The following is a 19348-nucleotide window of genomic DNA, read 5'->3' as shown; positions in this document are numbered from 1 at the left end:
GTTCTCCTCAACGCGACATGTACGAAGCCGACGGCTTTGAAGGTATTCTAGGCAGCCATAGCAGTCGCCGAAGCAGAAACCACAAGGCCCGAGGGACCCAGCATGGGACACCGCCCGCTCCTCCAAGCCGCCCTGCTGATGCTCGCCGCCCTTCTCGCGCCGGGTGCCGAGGCGCAGACCACCTCCCGGCCCGATACCGGCCTCGATCGCGCGCGGGCCGGCGCATTCGACGCGCAGGCCACCATCCGTTGTGCGCAGGAGGTTGGGGAGGCGCTCGGCGACTGTGCCGCCGGTGTGGCGCACGGCGAATGGGGCCACGCGACGGTCGTCGTCACGTTTCCCAACGGCTTCCGGCGCATACTGTTCTTCGCGGAAGGCACGTTCGACCGCGGCAATCCGACCATGTCGGGTGTCGGCACGGATACCTCGTGGAGCCTTACCGACGGCGTTCATGTGATCCGCGTGGACGACCAGCGCTTCGAGATCCCCGACGCATTCGTCTTCCCGGATGAGGTGCCGCGCCGCTCGTGAGCGGCGCGACGATGTCATAATCAGCCGCCGGGCGTCAGCTTGTGGATCATGCCCTCATCGACAGCGGTGTAGAGGCTGCCATCGGGTCCCATGACGACGGATCGGAAGCGTCCCGGCTCCATAGGCAGCGTCATCTCCGTCACGTCCTCCACATCCGTGTTGTCCGCGTTGAACTGGATCACGTCGATCCGCTGGCCGATGGGCGTGCCGCCGAAGCCGATGCCCATGATGCCGACGACCATCGCGCCATCCCAATCGCCCCAAGCGTCGCCCTCAAGGAACGCGGCGGAGGAGGTGCCCTGCGACCAGCCGTTGTTGTTCCAGACCGGCGGCATGGCATCAGGGTAGGTGTCGAAGTCGGTCATCGGCATGAAGGCCGCGCGCTCGTAGCGGTTCATGCCGCCTTCCTGATTGGGACTGTAGCCGCAGTAGCCGTCCGGGCAGTCACCACGACCGGCCATGTTCGGGCGCGGATCCCAGCCGGCATTGCCGCCATTCTCCAGGATCGTGATCTCGTCCGAATGCCAGGGGCCGTGCTCGGCGGTGATCGCCGCACCCGTCTCCGGATGGAAGGCGATGCCCTGCACGTTGCGATGGCCGTAGGTGTAGGTCCGCGGGTCGAAGCCGTCGGGCGGGCTGTTCTCGGCGATCGCGTTGCCGTCCGTGTCGATCCGCAGCACCTTGGAGCCCATCATCGTCGGGCTCTGCGGCACCTCGCCATTGTGCGTATCGCCCGTGGTGAGGAACAGGTGCCCGTTCGCATCGAACCGCACCCGGCCGCCATTATGCGCGCCCGGACCGCCGAAGGGGTGATCGGACGCCGCCATCTTGTAGGGCACGTCGTCCACGATGTCGGTCCGGTCGGCGACGGCGGTGAAGTCGTCGTTCACCGTGAAGCGCATCAGGCGGTTGGTGTGCGGGTCCGACATGTTCGAGGTCGAGTAGACGTAGATGCGCCGGTTCGCCTCGAACTCGGGATCGAAGGCGACGCCCATCATGCCCGCCTGTCCCTCGCAGAACAGGTCCGCTCCGTTGCCGGCGAAACCATCGGTCTCCCCCACGCCGTAGAGCGCGTTGACCGTGCCGTCCGGCATCCGGACCGACAGGCCCCGGCATTTCTCGGTGAAGAGCATCGTGCCGTCGTCGAGGAACGCCATGTCCCAGGGGTTCTCCAGCCCCTCGAGCACGACCTCGTGCTGCAGGCTGGTGGTGTTCATCCCGTTCTGCGCGACGGCAGGAACGGAGACGAGACTGCTCGCTGCAAGAAGCGATCCAAGTAAGCGAACAGATTTCAGGGGTGGTCGATAAGTCATTAGGTCCTCCCAAGCTACGGTCCTTTCTGGACCGGTCATAGTTGGCCGTTGCTATCCGACTCCCTGAATCTATCTGAGCGGGGACGTTTACCAAAGAATTTTGCTGGAACCAGGTCTGGCGGGCGACCGGGCGCGGCTCGTCGCCTCAGAATGTCTCGCTGATATAGGCGACGATGTCGGCGATGTCCTGGTCCGAGAAGTCCTCGACCAGTGGCCACATCAGGGCGGAGTTCGGACCGATCCTCTCCCCGGCGCGATACTGCGCGAGCCGTTCGATGAGGTATTCGGACTCATTGCCCGCAAGCTTCGGAAAGCTCGCCATGCCGGCGCCCGTGGGCCCATGGCAGTTTCTGCAGACCGACTGGTAGACGTTCTCGCCCGCGGTCGCGTCACCGGCGATTTCAGCGATCGCATCGTTCTGCGGCAGGGCGGGGGTCGTGCAGAGAAACGCGGCGCTCAGGGCGGTCGCGAATACCTGAGTGTTCCCGCAAAAGATCCGCAATCCCTGGCTCCATCGTCTGTTTTTATACTGCAGAGCGGAGGAACAGCTTGTCGCAGTTGCTAGAACCGATCAAGGGGCATTGCTAGTCGTCGAGGGTAATCTCAATCGTATCGATATGAAGTTTATGGCCAGCAGCTTGCAGTCGCGAAGAAACTTACGCCGGTGTTTTGAGCAAGCCACCCCGAGTACGAGACTGTACCAGTACTCACGTTTGAAACCGCCAAGGCTTGCATCTGGTCGTCCAGCGGTTCAGCTCAGCCGACTGCGTATCGCCTATTAGAGCGTCGCGACCAGGAGCAAAACGCCCCCCAGACCCGCGTACACAGCACAGGGTCGTGCCGTCATGCGAAGGACGTCGCCCTCGCGTCCCACGAGGCCGACCGTGGCACTGCCCGCGATGATGTTGTGGGGCGCGACGACGTTGCCGATGGCCGCTCCAAAGCTCTGCGCGGCTGCCATCGTTTCGGGGGCCAGTGATAGTCTGGATGCCGTCGAGAGCTGCAACTCGGAGAACAGGATATTCGACGCCGTCGCCGAGCCCGTGATGAACGTGCCCAGAACCCCGATCAACGGTGCGAGGAGCGGCCAGACCGGACCGATCCCCGCAGCCGCGATCGCGAGCGTTCCGATCATCCCGGAGTGCACCATGAGCCTCGACAGAGCCAGCATGACGAGCAGCGCGAGCGCCACCGAAACGAGGCGCCCAAGGGCTGCTCCCACCGCACCTGCAACGAGCTCGCCGCGCCGCGTTGCGAGCGCGCCGACGAGCAGGCCCAGAAACAGCATCGTGCCCGGATGATAGAGGGGCTGAAACGAGCCAGTGAAGGTCTCCGCAAAGGTCCAGGACAGTGCGAAGCCGCTGAGAGCGTCCTGCAGCGGCGAGATCAACCGCGTCGCGAGCACCAGCAGCAGGATGACGAGATAAGGCGCGAGATCGGGCACAAGCTCTCGCAGGTTCAGCTCTGAGGAGGGGAAACGACGACGCAACATGGTGACGAAAGCCACCGTACCGATCAGGGCTCCGCCCAACGTCGGCAGTTCCGGTCCCGCAAGGAACGCCAGCGAAATCGAAGGTACGAAAAAGCAGAGGGCCGCGAGCCCCGCCCAGCCGATATCCGACCGACTGAGCGGACCCGAACCCGCAAGGCGCACCATGAGCAACAGCAGGACCGGGCCGGTGATCGCTTGCAGCATCGCCACCCGCACAGCGATGTCGGTGGCGGCAAGACCCGTGACCTCAAGCTGCGCAAGGACGGGCGTTCCGACGGCGCCGAAGGACACGCCAGCGGCATGACCCAGCAGGGCCAGCGTCACCGCCTTCAGCGGAGTGTATCCGAGACCGACCAGCAGCGGCGCGGCAAGGGCCACGGGTGTGCCGAACCCGGCAGCGCCCTCCATGAACAGGCCGAAGAACCACGCGATCAGAATGGCCTGGATCCGCTGCTCGTCGGCGAGGGCCGCAAGCGTGTCGCGGATCCGTTCGATGGCGCCCGCTCGCCGCTGGAACTCGTAGATCGCGAGCGCAGGCAGAATGATCCAGAGGATCGTCGCGGTGGAGTGTGCGGCCTCGGCCAGTACGCCCAGCCCCGCCGTCAACTCACTGCCGGCAGCTACGTTGTCCAGCCGAAACACCGTCACGGCAAGGCCCGCCGCAACGAGAAGGCCCATCAATCCCGCAACAACGGCGGATCTGCGCAAAAGGCCCATGCCCAGCAGGATGACCAGCAGCGGCGTGGCAGCCAGCAGCGCGGACATCGGCGTCAGTCACCCGATGCGGCGCGCACCGGATGGAGCGGAGCGCCGTCCCGCTCGAAGGTCGTTATGTTGGCCATCGTCGTCTCCGCAATCGCGGTAAGCGCCTCTTCAGTGAAGAAGGCCTGATGCCCGGTGATCAGCACGTTCGAAAAGGTCAGGAGCCGCGCGAAGACATCGTCGGGAATGAAGGTTTGGGAGAGATCCTCGAAAAAGAGATCGGCTTCCTCCTCATAAACGTCGAGCCCGACGCTGCCGATCGCTCCGCTCTTCAGCCCCCGGATCAGGGCGCGAGTGTCCACCACCGCTCCGCGGCTGGTGTTGATCAGCATGACCCCGGGTTTCATCTTGGCCACGGTCTCTTCATTGATCAGGTGGTGGGTGTCCGGCGTCAGCGGGCATTGCAGGGTAATCACGTCGCTCGCCCCGAGGAGTTCATTGAGCTCGACATATCGCGCGCCAAGCTCGGTACAGGCGTCATTCGGATATGGATCATAGGCGAGGAGCGCGCAGCCAAAGCCCTTTAGGATCCGACACACGACCTCACCGATCTGCCCGGTTCCGACCACACCTACCGTCTTGCCCTGCAGATCGAAGCCCAGGAGCCCTTCCAGCGCGAAGTTGCCTTCGCGCACACGGTTATAAGCCCGGTGGAGCTTGCGGTTGAGGCCGAGGATCAGCGCCACGGTATGCTCGGCCACAGCATGAGGCGAATAGGCCGGGACACGGGCAACGTAGACCCCGGCAGCCTCCGCCGCCGCAAGGTCGACATGGTTGAATCCGGCCGACCGCAACGCGATGAGCCGCGTGCCGGCCTCGGCCAGCGCCGCGATCACGTCGGCGCTGAGGTCGTCATTCACAAAGGCACAAACGACATCTGCCCCTGCAGCAAGCGGCGCCGTCTCGAGCGACAGCCGAACCTCGAAGAACGCCAGTTCGTGCGCCCCTTGGTTGGCCTTTTCGAGGTACGTGCGGTCGTAGGGTTTCGTGCTGAAAACGGCGATGCGCATGGGGGGTCTTTGGTGTCCCTGAAGACTGGCTTTTGTTCGTGTTGTGCCGCCGCGGCACGATGCGCTGCGACGTCCACCAGTGACATTTGGCTCCCGAACCGGGTGGCGGCAAGAGCTCTACTAGCAGTGCATCGCACCATTTTTGTTCAGCTTTCTTGGAGCCGAGCTTCGAGAGACGACAGAAGTGCCCAAGGGCGATGCTGCAAGGGCTGAGCGGACAACTCGGCTTCAGCCTCAAAGCGTCGTCACACGGGCAAGTAGGGCCGGAGCCAACGCGATGAGATGCATCGCTCGATCATCGAACCTCAAGCGGTTCTGGCCGGCCGTCGGCCTCCCGGTTTTGCGGCAAGGACCAGATACGTCGCGCCCGCAATCACGATCGGCGTCAGGATCCGCTGCGCGCCGAGGCGCTCACCCAGCAAAGCCACTCCGATCAGGACGCCGAGATAGACGACCGCCCCGGCGGAGCTCAGTGTCACGGGCATCGCGAAAGCCCTTCCCAGCATAAGCGCAAACGGCGTCACGGATACCGCACCAAAGATCAGTGACATGCCTGCCATCTCCGGCGCTGGACGGCAGACGGCCACCTTGACGTATACGGTCGAGGCCGCGTAGTAGAGCGTCGCTTCGAAGATCGCCAGTTGGCCCACCACGTCCGCGCAAAGTCCGGAGAGTGCCTGCGGTCCGACCAGCAGCGCGCCACCGGAGAGGACGTAGCCTCCCCCCGAACCGGCGTCCTCAGCGGCTCCTCTGGCAAGCCAGCATCAGCGAGGACGATGGTCACGACGGGCGTATCCCGTAAGGATCGCAGCCAGCGTATTGTCGCCCGAAATCTCGCTACAGGTGGTCAGAAGGAACGGAAAAGTGCTCCCAGTATACCGGTAATGGCATGGTCGATCCGCGCCCCGCGCGCCTGACAGCCGCTGACCCGGCGCCTGAACGACGGCGAAGATCGCCACCACCCCGATCATCATGAGCTTGGCGATGAGGACCATCAGGCTCAGCGCCTCTACTCCGATCTCGATAACAGCATAAAACGAGCTCCACACCAGCGCGAGGGCAAGCCAAAAGACTATATCGAAGATGCTTGCCTTTTGTTAGATCATGCGCGACCTCTTTGCTGCGAATTCGACGGCGCAGGGCGCTTAGAAGTGAGTAGCAATAAGCTGGGTAAGTTAGCCACTACATGCTGGCAAGCGATCCGTCTACGGTACAGGACTGCAACGTGAACTATGAACCCGAAATATTCGACCACTGCTCCCTGCTACTGGCCTGAGAGATGAGAAGCCCTGCATTGCCATTTGTCGCTCTTTGCTTCGTTGTTTGGGTCAGCCGAGGACGTCAGGCGACGGGGGGTGTAATCCTTCTGACGTGGCAAACGGGCTACAGGCTAAACAGAGATTGTAACTGATTTGCGCAGCTTCTAGAAATTGTGGAGCACTGAGGTCAGCTAAATTATAGATGCAAAATCATGATTTTCATATATTTATTGAATATTACATTCGGGCGCAAATAATTACGGATATCGAAAGCTAAGCAATCAACAGGAGTGGGTTGGTTTTGGTTTCTCAAGTGGGTGAAATACTCTGCATGTCAGCGGCAGTCGATAGATTACTAGAATTTTTCGGTAGGCCTTATCGAGAGCGCGCTTATCTTCTAGATTTCAAATGGCAAAGCGCTCGCAGACAGTTCGTCCAAGAGAAACGGCGTTTTCACGTTTTACAAGTTATCTGGCTGAGCGCATTTTTTTCTGCAATCCCGTCTCTGTAGGACAGGAGTGCCGAGTGGGGAATATCTCTGTAAATCAGGGCCTTCGTAGCTCTGCGGCTGGGATGCCGGGCGCTTATTGGCGTCTGACCGGCGCGTAAACGCGGTTTAGTGTATTCTGTTTCCGGCTAGTACTGTCGAGATGCCGGACGAGATTGCGTTTTTCCCGGACAGGATTTCCGTTTTCCGGATGAGATTGCTGTTATCCTGGATAACGCGTGCAGGTTTGATCAGCGGCTGTGCCGTTACGGCGGATCGGTGGTCGTCATGGAGGGGCCGTGTCGCAGGTGCTCTGCGCGATGTGCGTCCGATTAAGCAACTCGACGGAGCGCCGCCTTCTGAAGCAATCTGAAACAAAACGTGAGATTGTGCTCGGGGCCAAAGCAGAATTTTAGGACCGTTTAAGAGGTCTTTCGAAGCCATTTCGAAACAGCTTCGACCGTTTGAGAATTTTGGAATCCTCAAAACCGTAGGCACGATCGCGCTGCAGTTCGCGCGAGACATCACAATGGGCCTTGGTCTGCTTGCCGACGGTCCCTTGTCCTTCCCCCCTAGAACTGGGCCATTACATTGGCCGCGAGAGGGGGATTGGGCATGGCGAGGAAGCGACATTCAGACGAAGACATCTTGAAGCTGCTGCGTGAGATCGAGCTGAAGCTGACGGCGGGCGATGACGTGGCCACTGCATGCCGCGGCGTCGGGATCAGCGACGCGACATACTACAACTGGCGGAAACGGTTTGGCGGGATGGGCCGGTCGCAGCTGTCGGAGATGAAGAGTTTGGAGAAAGAGAACGCCCGACTGAAGAAGATCGTCGCCGAGCTCGAACTGGACAAGCTCATACTCAAGGAAAGCCTGAACCACCTAAAGCCCAGGGCCTGACCACAGAGGAGCTTCGTCAGGCCGTCCTTCACACACGCCAGAAGCTTGCCACGTCTGAGCGGCGGACCTGCCGGGTGATTGGCCTGGCGCGGAGCTCCCTGCAATATCAGCCAACACAGAGAGACGATGATGCGCTACGGTTGGCTCTGATCCGGTTGGCGAAGCAGTACGGGCGATATGGCTACCGCAAGATCACGGAGCTGCTTCACATGGAAGGCTGGCGGGTCAATCACAAGAAGGTCGAGCGGCTCTGGCGTGAGGAAGGATTGCAGCTTCCGCAGCGGCACAAAAAGCGCAAGCGGCTCTACCACAAGGGCAGCTCGATCATCCGGCTTCGGCCCACGCACCCGAACCATGTTTGGGCAATAGACTTCGTGCATGACAAGCTCAGCAATGGGCGCAGTTACAAGATGCTGACGGTTCTCGACGAGTTCACGCGGCAGGCCTTGGCTGTTGTGGTCCGCACCAAGATGGGTGCCGACGAAGTTCTCGAAGCACTCTATCCGCTCCTGCTGCGCCACGGTTCCCCGGAGTATATCCGGTCCGATAACGGACCCGAGTTCGCAGCAGAGGCGATGCAGGGCTGGCTTCGGCGTGTTGGGATCAAGCCCATCCGCATCTACCCAGGATCACCCTGGGAGAACGGATACAACGAGCGCTTCAATGGGACATTACGGCGAGAGGTTCTCAATGCGGAGTGGTTCACGACGACCAAGCAAGCTCAGATCGTCATCAATCACTGGCTCAGGCAGTACAATCACACCCGACCGCATCAGGCACTCAACATGCGCCCACCCGTTCCTGAAACAATATTAGAGAAACCCCTGATCAGTGGCCCAGACACAGGGGGCTAGACACCTCCTCTCGCGGCGCGAGGTGCGCTACAGGGCTTCAGGCTGTGATCCCGGACATATCGGGGACGTACACATGCGCAGCTCAGTTGAGGGAGGGGTCAATCTATCCACCAGCAAGCGTCGCCCTCGGTGCCGGTGAAGCTCTCGATCACCCTACCAGCGACGATTCCCAGTGTCTGGCGGTGTAGTTGATCGCGACTTCATTATGCACCCAGTCGTTGCGAGCATCGTTGAAGTAGCTGTCGGCGTCGAGAGCACAACAGCCAGCCGAAAGGTCGCATGGCGTCCGAGCCAAAAGCGGAGTGAAGACCGGCCTAAGAACGGGTGGTCAGACTGCACCAAAAAGACGATAAGTCTATTTCCATACAAAGCAATAATAGCTAGATAATTAAAGTGATTGAGATGGGGCCCAGCGGGCGAAATAAGTATAGTGTTTTTAGGTCGCCTGGGCGCTCAAGTCTGTTGTGCGAGATCTTAACCTTATCGCTGCTATCGCACCCGAGGCACTAATCCCTCAAGCCCTCGTTCCAATATGACTAGAAATTGGGGCTACACAGATTTTCGATCCTGGTGCACAGCACAAGACTTCTATGAACGGAGCAGGCGCGGCGTTTCACATCGACTGGACGCCGACAATACCGGGATCGCTTATGAAGCATTGGGATGATGGCGACGCGCCAACGTCCACAAGAATCTTGAATTGAGGCGGAATGTATCCGCTTCAACTCAACAGATGTTCTCCAGCTTCCACACCATCGACACGAGCGTCGTAAAAGACTGATGCGGTATCGAAGCTACGGTTAAGCGACCGAAGTGATCTTCAGCTGTGCGAAGCCTGCAGGCGACTGACTTCGATACTTGCCAAGAAGCGTCAGCTGGGGCGCCATCAATCCTCGGGGCTGGTCAAGATGTCTATGACGTAGCCGGCGTTTACATAGGCGACGCGGTCGAAGAGGCGATCCTGGCAGGTTGGATCCGCAAACTCGACCTCCGCATAAAGCGGAGAAAAGCCGTCCGTTGCGAGCTCATAAATTGCCCGTCCCCACGCTCCCACAATTTCTTCCCCTTAAGAAGTCTTACCTGATCGTCAGACAGGGCGTAGACGCTGTGTGTGCCATCCTCGGTTGGATAGGTCAGGCGGCGTCCGCGGCGGAAACAGAGGGCCTCGCTTTCGTCGCGAGTAGCGGATGGGAGGTAGTGAACGCTGTCGCCCATAGGATCCTCAATGGCATGGTTGTTTTCGTGATTATGATTAAGATGTCGGATAGGGAGAGTTTCAGCTTTAAGTTGATGAGTTTAGTGGCCTGTACAAATCACGAATTAAGTAGTTTCGGTAAACATTTTTTTAAAAAAATTAATCTGTAGGTTGTATTTATTCTCCTTCCGGATACTGGTAGTTTTATTTGATTAACATCATTCATCTCAGGGCAGATTGTCACGACGTTCTCGCGATCGGTGGGCGAGCGGGTTCAGCTTCGACTTGGCACTGGTGCGACTCGGTAGATAGCGAGTAAGAGGCGGCTGCATGGCGCCTCCGGGTAGCCGAGCTGATTGGTCCGGCGGACAAAGCACTTTCAGACCAATATTTTCCAATCGCTGCGAGAGCAGACCGAAAAACATGCTCGTCCGTAGCATGTGCACCCACATGTAGCAGGAGCCTTTCGTTGGGATCTGAGGCAGTCTTACGATGAACGTTTGCAGGCAATTTCGGTATGGCTGCAATGGGCTACCATGACATATTGGGAGTGTCGTGATCTCTTCCGGATCTCAGGGCGACCGGTGCGATCGTGAAGCGCAAGCCTGAGGCCCCGCTCGCTTAGATCATGTAGAAGGCGTCAGCAGCCTGGAACAGGTCGAAGCTGCTGGCAGCTCGATCGTAGAGCGCCGAGAAGTCATCTACGATCTCGCTGACGCCGACATGTGCGTTGAAATCACTGGCCTTGGCCTGCGGCTTGCCATTGGAGCCAAACAATATCTCAAGGCTACTCCAGTCGTGGTGCCCGAAGCGATCCATGATCTGCATGGATGTCAGGTCGCCGTTCCCGTCAGCGTGGGCAATTACGAATTCGCCGGTCGAGAGCATTGCATAAACGTCGTAATCCGATCCAGCATCGCGAATGGATAGGAACTCTTCATAGAAGAACTCACTAGAGGACGGTACGAGCGAGATGTAGCTTGCCTCACCCTGCTCGAGCCAGATCTCTGCCGTGGATCCGTCGTCGAACTTCACGACCACACCGTCTTCATCTACGGTCATCGTATTCCACTGATGAACATCGTCAGTGTCTGCAAACATCTTCGTGTCGAGGTTGCCGTTCTCGCCTTGGGTGACCTCTACCCCGTCCGCGAACTGAAACGAAGCCTCCAGAACGGTATCTTCGAGACTCTCGCGCTCAGCTGTTTCCCACACGAATTCGTCGCTCGAATCGATAAAGCTTTCCAGGATGATATCGTCATCCAGTTGCGTGACGGCCTCGAGGCGAACAGCTCCGGTGTATCCATCGATAGCACCCCAAGCGGTACCAACCTTTTGCAGATCAAGAACCTGCAACTCATAAGCAACCGTGAATTCGATCTCGATGTCTGGACCACCTGGGCGAAGGATCGCTACATCCTCGGTCCAGTAGATGGCATTGCTTCTCTGGTCTTCCGGATCGCCATCTGTCGTGAGGCCCTCGACGCCGAACGTCTCGTATTCGGCGAAGAGGTCGTCCGTCAGAAAGCGAATGCTTTCAACATTCGGCATCGCATCTTTGGACATGAATATGTGAGTTGCGTCGTCTCCGTCAAAAACAGTGAACTCGACGGCCGGGAGCCCTCCAATGAAGTCGAGACCCTCGGTGACGACATGGGTGCCTCCGACGCGCTCGGAGAGCATCTCGAAGGTGTAGCCTGCAAAGCGCCACTGTGAGTCGCCCTCGCCGGTGAACAGGCTAGTCTTGTTTCGCTGCTGTACGGCCCAGACCGCTGCCTTGTCGTAGCCGAGTATGGCCATCTGCTCAACAAACTCGACGAGACCAGCGGTCTGTGACAGGCCATAGTCACGGAGGTGAAGGTTGGACGTATTAGAAGAGGACGCGATATTCCATTCGGAGAGATAGAGGTCAGCTGTGATGCCGATCCGCTCCCAGTCGGCTGCCAGATCGGCTCGTATCTTGAGATGGTTTGCGACGCTCTCCGTGCGCCACGGATATGAGTGCGTTACGAGGAGGTCGACATCGGCTCCGCCTGAGGTCGCGGCAAAGCCTGCCATGATATCGTTGTTGTCGTGCTCTCGGCGGCCGGCCTGGACAGCAACAAGCGCTCGGCCGTCGGAGGTGGCGTGGATCTCGGTGGCGAAGCGTCCAGCGATGTCTCCATAGATATACGCATTAAACGACACAGAGGAGTAATCGCTCTGCTTCGTGTAGTATTCATTTCCGATCTCGATGACATACTCGCCGACGTCACCATACTGGCCGGCCTCAAGGCGCTCAATAAAGGTTCCAAGCTCACTTACACCGCGCTGCGGATCGTCAGCGTATTTCTTAGTTGGAACGACGATGTGCAGAGGGAGACCATGTTGGCCTGCATAGGCGATGTAGGCGCTTAGCCCGTCAAATGTCCCGGCTTCCGAAATTGGAACGGCATCCGGATCCAGCAGATCGAAGTACTTTTCTGTCACCTCACCGCCCGGATAGCGAATATGAGTGACGTGAAGGTTCGGGAGATTAGCGCCATAGGTGCCCTCGAACGAGTCCTTACTGACAATAAAGTTTGCACCGAAAAGATCTTCATTCACATAATATGTATGATCATCTTCATCGATCTGTACCTTAATCGTAGACGACATAGCACACTGCTCCCATCAGATGGGAGAGCAACATCGCAGCTTTGCTTTCGTTTCAGATAGTGAAAAGCCAAGATGATAAAATTATTTGTTTAACCATAAGGCTCTTATTCACCATCAAGCACTTTTGCTGCAGCTTAAGGTGCGCTGCGGTATCATTTTGATGAAGTTCGGATAATGCCGCTGCGCGCAGCCTTTGAAATCTGCTGCCGCTAGACCCGTCATGGACAGCTCTGCTACCCGGAAGCTAGCTCGCTTCGAGTTAGAGTTTTCGGCTTGCATCTTGGCTGGGAAGAAGCTGTGGGAGCGTGGGGAAGGCGCGAACTACAAATTCGCAGCAGACGGCTTTCCTCACTTTTATGCAGAGGCCGAGTGTGTGGATCCGATTTGCAAGTGGCGCGTGGTCTATGATGTTTTGATGAACCCAGAGGATGTATGGATTTCTAGAAGACGCCCTTTTACAAGCATCGAGGTCAGCTGCCTGTAGGCTTGGCTTATCTGAACATCACGTTGTGCGTCTGGCTTTGGCTTCGACGGCAAATCAAGTCCATCGCATGTCCGGATCGATCATGTCGCTGCTGACTAGGACCCCCAGCTGAAGCGGAGCGTACCCGCTTCAGCTGGGGGTCCTATTGTACGTTAGCTCGTCGTAATCACCTCAAGGCCTCTCAGGTGATACCGTAATTGTCGGCGCCAGGTCGATAGTGTCCGTCCCCCCTTAGAACTGTCCTTCCCCCCTAGAACTGGGCCATTACATTGGCCGCGAGAGGGGGATTGGGCATGGCGAGGAAGCGACATTCAGACGAAGACATCTTGAAGCTGCTGCGTGAGATCGAGCTGAAGCTGACGGCGGGCGATGACGTGGCCACTGCATGCCGCGGCGTCGGGATCAGCGACGCGACATACTACAACTGGCGGAAACGGTTTGGCGGGATGGGCCGGTCGCAGCTGTCGGAGATGAAGAGTTTGGAGAAAGAGAACGCCCGACTGAAGAAGATCGTCGCCGAGCTCGAACTGGACAAGCTCATACTCAAGGAAAGCCTGAACCACCTAAAGCCCAGGGCCTGACCACAGAGGAGCTTCGTCAGGCCGTCCTTCACACACGCCAGAAGCTTGCCACGTCTGAGCGGCGGACCTGCCGGGTGATTGGCCTGGCGCGGAGCTCCCTGCAATATCAGCCAACACAGAGAGACGATGATGCGCTACGGTTGGCTCTGATCCGGTTGGCGAAGCAGTACGGGTGTCTAGCCCCCTGTGTCTGGGCCACTGATCAGGGGTTTCTCTAATATTGTTTCAGGAACGGGTGGGCGCATGTTGAGTGCCTGATGCGGTCGGGTGTGATTGTACTGCCTGAGCCAGTGATTGATGACGATCTGAGCTTGCTTGGTCGTCGTGAACCACTCCGCATTGAGAACCTCTCGCCGTAATGTCCCATTGAAGCGCTCGTTGTATCCGTTCTCCCAGGGTGATCCTGGGTAGATGCGGATGGGCTTGATCCCAACACGCCGAAGCCAGCCCTGCATCGCCTCTGCTGCGAACTCGGGTCCGTTATCGGACCGGATATACTCCGGGGAACCGTGGCGCAGCAGGAGCGGATAGAGTGCTTCGAGAACTTCGTCGGCACCCATCTTGGTGCGGACCACAACAGCCAAGGCCTGCCGCGTGAACTCGTCGAGAACCGTCAGCATCTTGTAACTGCGCCCATTGCTGAGCTTGTCATGCACGAAGTCTATTGCCCAAACATGGTTCGGGTGCGTGGGCCGAAGCCGGATGATCGAGCTGCCCTTGTGGTAGAGCCGCTTGCGCTTTTTGTGCCGCTGCGGAAGCTGCAATCCTTCCTCACGCCAGAGCCGCTCGACCTTCTTGTGATTGACCCGCCAGCCTTCCATGTGAAGCAGCTCCGTGATCTTGCGGTAGCCATATCGCCCGTACTGCTTCGCCAACCGGATCAGAGCCAACCGTAGCGCATCATCGTCTCTCTGTGTTGGCTGATATTGCAGGGAGCTCCGCGCCAGGCCAATCACCCGGCAGGTCCGCCGCTCAGACGTGGCAAGCTTCTGGCGTGTGTGAAGGACGGCCTGACGAAGCTCCTCTGTGGTCAGGCCCTGGGCTTTAGGTGGTTCAGGCTTTCCTTGAGTATGAGCTTGTCCAGTTCGAGCTCGGCGACGATCTTCTTCAGTCGGGCGTTCTCTTTCTCCAAACTCTTCATCTCCGACAGCTGCGACCGGCCCATCCCGCCAAACCGTTTCCGCCAGTTGTAGTATGTCGCGTCGCTGATCCCGACGCCGCGGCATGCAGTGGCCACGTCATCGCCCGCCGTCAGCTTCAGCTCGATCTCACGCAGCAGCTTCAAGATGTCTTCGTCTGAATGTCGCTTCCTCGCCATGCCCAATCCCCCTCTCGCGGCCAATGTAATGGCCCAGTTCTAGGGGGGAAGGACACACGGAGCTGCTTCACATGGAAGGCTGGCGGGTCAATCACAAGAAGGTCGAGCGGCTCTGGCGTGAGGAAGGATTGCAGCTTCCGCAGCGGCACAAAAAGCGCAAGCGGCTCTACCACAAGGGCAGCTCGATCATCCGGCTTCGGCCCACGCACCCGAACCATGTTTGGGCAATAGACTTCGTGCATGACAAGCTCAGCAATGGGCGCAGTTACAAGATGCTGACGGTTCTCGACGAGTTCACGCGGCAGGCCTTGGCTGTTGTGGTCCGCACCAAGATGGGTGCCGACGAAGTTCTCGAAGCACTCTATCCGCTCCTGCTGCGCCACGGTTCCCCGGAGTATATCCGGTCCGATAACGGACCCGAGTTCGCAGCAGAGGCGATGCAGGGCTGGCTTCGGCGTGTTGGGATCAAGCCCATCCGCATCTACCCAGGATCACCCTGGGAGAACGGATACAACGAGCGCTTCAATGGGACATTACGGCGAGAGGTTCTCAATGCGGAGTGGTTCACGACGACCAAGCAAGCTCAGATCGTCATCAATCACTGGCTCAGGCAGTACAATCACACCCGACCGCATCAGGCACTCAACATGCGCCCACCCGTTCCTGAAACAATATTAGAGAAACCCCTGATCAGTGGTCCAGACACAGGGGGCTAGACAGGTCTCCGCTATGCTCATTGTTTCAGCCAGCCCAGATCAGCCCGATTGGTTCGGGTTGCGTTTCTCTGGGCGGGCGGAAGGAATGTGTGTAGTGGTCACCATCGAACCCGTTCGAGATCCGAGAAGCGTGCCACAAATGTTGTTTTGTGCGGACGTGGATGCTACATCTTCGACATGCCTCGCCTCTCGATCGACATCACCCCGGAAGAGCACCAGAAGCTCAAGGCCATCGCTGCTCTCAGAGGGCAGAGCATCAAAGAGTTCGTCCTCAAGCGAACCCTCGGTGACGTCCCTGCGCTCGAGAACATGACTGAGGACGAGGCGTTCGGCGCGCTGACCGACTTTCTGAGGCCGCGGATCGACCAGGCCCGCCGAGGGGAGCTGTCCACGAAGTCGGTTGCCGACATCCGTCGCGAGGCGCGCGCGCAAGCGGGACGGTAGCGGCACCGGATGAAGACCTACGATCTCACCCTCGCGGCGGAAGAGGACCTGCGAGGCATCTGGGACTACACCTTCGGAAGGTGGGGGCTCGACCAGGCCGACACGTACCTGGATCGGATCGAGGCGTGCTGCGCGGCAATCGGCGACGGAAGCGCCCGGGAGAAAGCGAACGACGCACTGCCCGAGGATGTACGGGTCCTTCGCTGCGAGCACCATTACATCTTCTGGATCACCGGCGACCGGTCGATCGTCATCGCGATCCTCCATGAACGGATGGACCTCGTGGCCCGGTTGAAGGACCGTCTGTGACGCCCGACGCCTTCATCCGCACCTGGTCGGGCAATCCGCTCTCGGAGCGATCCTCCGCGCAGGCGCATTTCATCGCGCTCTGCGGACTTCTGGGGGTCGAGCCGCCGTCGCCTACGACGGCCGGCCGCTTCGAGTTCGAGAAGGGCGCGGCCAAGACCACCGGCGGGGACGGCTGGGCGGACGTCTGGCTCAAGGACGCGTTCGCCTGGGAGTACAAGAAGGCGAAGGCCGATCTCGACGCGGCCTATGCGCAGGTCCAGCGCTACGCGCCCGCGCTCGACAACCCGCCGCTGCTGATCGTCTCGGACACGCAAGAGATCGTCATCCGCACCGCCTTCACCGGCGCCGTGCAGGAGCGGCACGACATCGCCATCGAGGATCTGCGGGGCGCGGACGCCCGCGACCTACTGCGCCGCGCCTTTCAGGAGCCGCGCAGCTTCCGCCCCCGCCGCACGCGCGCCGACCTGACCGAGGACGCCGCCGCCACGTTCGCCGACCTCGCGCTGCGGCTCCGCCAGGCCGGGCACGACGCCCCCGTCGTGGCCCATTTCGTCAACCGCCTCGTCTTCTGCATGTTCGCCGAGGACGTGCGCCTGCTGCCCGAGAAGATGTTCGAGAAGATGGTCTTCGCCTCGGACCCCGGCACCTTCGAGGAGAACTGCCGGACCCTCTTCGCGGCGATGGCGCACCGGGGCGGGCGGGTGGGCTTCACGCCGATCCCCTGGTTCAACGGCGGGCTCTTCGACGACGACGCGGCCCTGCCCGTGGACGCGGGCGACATCGCGATGCTCCGCAAGGCCGCCAAGATGGACTGGAGTCAGATCGACGCCTCCCTCCTCGGCACGCTCTTCGAGCGGGGGCTCGATCCGGGCAAGCGCAGCCAGCTCGGCGCGCACTACACCGACGCGGCCAAGATCATGCAGATCGTGGAGCCCGTCGTCCTGCGCCCGCTCAAGACGGAGTGGGACGCCGCCCGCGCCACCATCGCCGCCGCCCTAGAGGAAGAGCGCGCCGCCAGCGCCGAGGCCGCCACCACGCGGGCGGCCGCCAAGGCGGGGGCGGCGACGCGCCGGGCGAACCGCGCGCACGACCGGGCGACGCGCGCGCATCTGGGCTTCCTGGAGCGGCTGCGCGGGGTGCGGGTGCTCGACCCGGCCTGCGGGTCGGGCAACTTCCTCAACCTGACGCTGACGGCGCTGAAGGACCTCGAGCACCGGGCGAACCTCGATGCCGAGGCGATGGGCCTGCCCCGCCCGGCCCCCTCGGTCGGCCCCGAATGCGTGGTGGGGATCGAGCTGAGCCCCTATGCCGCCGAGCTGGCGCGCGTCTCGACCTGGATCGCCGAGATCCAGTGGATGCGCCGCAACGGGTTCGAGGCGTCGACCGACCCGATCCTGAAGCCCTTGGGCACCATCGAATGCCGCGACGCGGTGCTGGCCGGTGACGGCACGCCCGCCGAATGGCCCGAGGCCGAGTTCATCGTCGGCAACCCGCCGTTCCTGGGCAACAAGCGCATGATCGCCGAGCTGGGCGAGGACTACGCCAAGGCCCTGCGCGCGGCCTGGCCGGACGTGCCGGGGGGCGTGGACCTCGTGGCCTACTGGGTCGCGTCGGCGTGGCGCGCGGTCGAAGCGGGGCGGACGCGCCGCGTCGGGCTGGTGACGACCAACTCGATCCGGGGCGGGGCCAACCGCTCGGTGCTGGCCGCCCCGGCCGAGGCGGGCGCGATCTTCGAGGCCTGGTCCGACGAGCCGTGGACGGTGGCCGGCGCCGCGGTGCGGGTGTCGATGGTGATGCTGGCATCGCCAGGGGAGGCGACGCCCGAGAGCGGCGCGGAAACGCCCCGTTTGGATGGCCGCGAGGTCGACCGCATCGCGGCGGACCTGACGGCGGGATTGGACCTGACGGGGGCGTTTAGGTTGGAGGAGAATGAGCGGGTCTGTTTCCAGGGGGTCAAGTTTGTCGGCAGGTTCGACGTAACGCGTGAACTCGCGGCTGATTGGCTCAAAGCTCCTAAAAATCCCAACGGCCGTCCGAACAGCGACGTTATCCGCCGATACGTTACTGGCAACGATCTGACAAAGCAGCGTCCGGCTGAACGTTGGGTGATCGATTTTGAAGCAGACCGAACGGCTGATGAAGCCTCATTCTACGAAGGCCCCTTTGAACGCATTCTATCCGAAGTGAAGCGGGGGCGAGACACCAATAGCCGCAAATCACGCCGTGAAAACTGGTGGAAACACGGGGAACTGAATAGGGGCATGCGTTCCGCTCTCGGGGATCTCGATCGCTTTATCGTCACGGCGGAGGTCTCGAAGCACCGCGCTTTTCTCTGGCTGGATCATGGGATGCTCATAACCGGCTCGATCTACGCCATCGCCCGCGACGACGACACCACCTTCGGCATCCTCCATTCCCGCTTTCACGAGGCGTGGTCGCTCCGTATGGGCACCTTCCTCGGCAAGGGGAACGATCCCCGCTACACCCCCTCCACCACCTTCGAGACCTTCCCCTTCCCCGAGGGCCTCACCCCCGACATTCCCGCCGCCAACTACGCGGGCGACCCCCGCGCGCAGGCCATCGCCGACGCGGCGGCGGACCTGAACCACAAGCGCGAGGCGTGGCTGAACCCGCCCGACCTCGTCCGCCGCGTCCCCGAGGTGGTCGAGGGCTATCCCGACCGCCTGCTCCCCATCGACGACACGGCGGCGAAGGAGCTGAAGAAACGCACCCTCACCAACCTCTACAACGCCCGGCCCGCCTGGCTCGCCGGCCTCCACGCCCGCCTCGACGCCGCCGTGGCCGCCGCCTACGGCTGGCCCGAGGACATCGCCGAGGACGATGCGCTCGCGCGCCTGCTGGAGTTGAATCGAGAACGTTCCGGCCAATAATTGATCCCGCCGTTGAAGCCGACAGGCGCTCGAATTGGCACGTGCAGCGAAGGTCCGCTTCCCGCCCTTTCCGCACTAGACTTCTCGCGCGCGCGAAGCGGTAGTGTTCATGCCTGCATGAACGCAAGCGCGTCGCCCAGCTTCGGACCGGGCACCATTCGG

14 protein-coding genes are annotated in these 19348 nt (G+C 60.5%); 7 read left to right on the top strand and 7 right to left on the bottom strand.

Features of this window, described 5'->3' with window-relative positions; translation table 11 throughout:
• Positions 1 to 102: 102 nt before the first annotated feature.
• Positions 103 to 531, top strand: coding sequence for a hypothetical protein (locus tag I0K15_RS04045; RefSeq protein WP_196104144.1), 429 nt, complete (start codon positions 103 to 105; stop codon positions 529 to 531).
• A gap of 20 nt (positions 532 to 551) precedes the next feature.
• On the opposite strand, the gene I0K15_RS04040 is transcribed toward I0K15_RS04045, so the two are convergent.
• The 5 genes from I0K15_RS04040 to I0K15_RS04020 all read right to left on the bottom strand — a co-directional run bounded on the left by I0K15_RS04040 (position 552) and on the right by I0K15_RS04020 (position 5758).
• Positions 552 to 1748 (bottom strand): PQQ-dependent sugar dehydrogenase, encoded by a 1197-nt coding sequence (locus I0K15_RS04040; protein WP_230374284.1) that lies wholly within the window; start codon positions 1746 to 1748, stop codon positions 552 to 554.
• A gap of 241 nt (positions 1749 to 1989) precedes the next feature.
• The gene (locus tag I0K15_RS04035) at positions 1990 to 2346 is read right to left on the bottom strand and encodes a c-type cytochrome (RefSeq protein WP_230374283.1); all 357 of its coding nucleotides are present in this window, start codon (positions 2344 to 2346) and stop codon (positions 1990 to 1992) included.
• A 276-nt stretch (positions 2347 to 2622) separates the two neighbouring features.
• Positions 2623 to 4101 (bottom strand): L-lactate permease, encoded by a 1479-nt coding sequence (locus I0K15_RS04030; RefSeq protein ID WP_196104142.1) that lies wholly within the window; start codon positions 4099 to 4101, stop codon positions 2623 to 2625.
• A gap of 5 nt (positions 4102 to 4106) precedes the next feature.
• The gene (locus I0K15_RS04025; RefSeq protein WP_196104141.1) at positions 4107 to 5108 is read right to left on the bottom strand and encodes a 2-hydroxyacid dehydrogenase; all 1002 of its coding nucleotides are present in this window, start codon (positions 5106 to 5108) and stop codon (positions 4107 to 4109) included.
• A 305-nt stretch (positions 5109 to 5413) separates the two neighbouring features.
• Complete coding sequence (locus I0K15_RS04020; RefSeq protein ID WP_196104140.1) at positions 5414 to 5758, bottom strand: hypothetical protein; 345 nt, start codon at positions 5756 to 5758, stop codon at positions 5414 to 5416.
• 1711 nt (positions 5759 to 7469) lie between these two features.
• Between I0K15_RS04020 and I0K15_RS04015 the strand changes: the two genes are divergently transcribed.
• A protein-coding gene (locus tag I0K15_RS04015) for an IS3 family transposase (protein ID WP_422393987.1) occupies positions 7470 to 8611 on the top strand; the annotation gives its coding sequence in 2 pieces (ribosomal slippage) (positions 7470 to 7730 and positions 7733 to 8611; 1140 coding nt in all).
• Between the two features lie 1816 nt (positions 8612 to 10427).
• Here the strand turns inward: I0K15_RS04015 and I0K15_RS04010 are convergent.
• A complete protein-coding gene (locus I0K15_RS04010) occupies positions 10428 to 12443 on the bottom strand; it encodes a hypothetical protein (protein WP_196104139.1) in 2016 nt (671 codons plus the stop codon).
• 810 nt (positions 12444 to 13253) lie between these two features.
• On the opposite strand from I0K15_RS04010, the gene I0K15_RS04005 reads away from it, so the two are divergent.
• Positions 13254 to 13508, top strand: a complete 255-nt coding sequence (locus tag I0K15_RS04005) for a transposase (protein ID WP_196103179.1) — start codon at positions 13254 to 13256, stop codon at positions 13506 to 13508.
• A gap of 176 nt (positions 13509 to 13684) precedes the next feature.
• Here the strand turns inward: I0K15_RS04005 and I0K15_RS04000 are convergent.
• Positions 13685 to 14826 (bottom strand): IS3 family transposase gene (locus I0K15_RS04000; RefSeq protein WP_422393987.1). Its coding sequence is split into 2 segments (ribosomal slippage): positions 13685 to 14563 and positions 14566 to 14826, totalling 1140 coding nucleotides; the frame shifts between segments, so codons are not numbered across the junction.
• A 71-nt stretch (positions 14827 to 14897) separates the two neighbouring features.
• Here I0K15_RS04000 and I0K15_RS03995 point away from each other — a divergent pair.
• The 4 genes from I0K15_RS03995 (at position 14898) to I0K15_RS03980 (ending at position 19186) form a co-directional block, all read left to right on the top strand.
• The gene (locus I0K15_RS03995; RefSeq protein ID WP_196104138.1) at positions 14898 to 15542 is read left to right on the top strand and encodes an IS3 family transposase; all 645 of its coding nucleotides are present in this window, start codon (positions 14898 to 14900) and stop codon (positions 15540 to 15542) included.
• Between the two features lie 177 nt (positions 15543 to 15719).
• Positions 15720 to 15986: an antitoxin gene (locus I0K15_RS03990; RefSeq protein ID WP_196104137.1), complete on the top strand. Its 267-nt coding sequence runs from the start codon at positions 15720 to 15722 to the stop codon at positions 15984 to 15986.
• A 9-nt stretch (positions 15987 to 15995) separates the two neighbouring features.
• Complete coding sequence (locus I0K15_RS03985) at positions 15996 to 16295, top strand: type II toxin-antitoxin system RelE/ParE family toxin (RefSeq protein ID WP_196104136.1); 300 nt, start codon at positions 15996 to 15998, stop codon at positions 16293 to 16295.
• Positions 16292 to 19186, top strand: coding sequence for a class I SAM-dependent DNA methyltransferase (locus I0K15_RS03980; RefSeq protein ID WP_196104135.1), 2895 nt, complete (start codon positions 16292 to 16294; stop codon positions 19184 to 19186). The genes I0K15_RS03985 and I0K15_RS03980 overlap by 4 nt, the downstream gene beginning before the upstream one ends.
• Positions 19187 to 19348: the final 162 nt, after the last annotated feature.

Source organism: Pontivivens ytuae, from assembly GCF_015679265.1.
GTDB classification, from domain to species: Bacteria; Pseudomonadota; Alphaproteobacteria; order Rhodobacterales; family Rhodobacteraceae; genus Pontivivens; species Pontivivens ytuae.
This window is presented reverse-complemented; position numbering and strand designations above follow the sequence as displayed.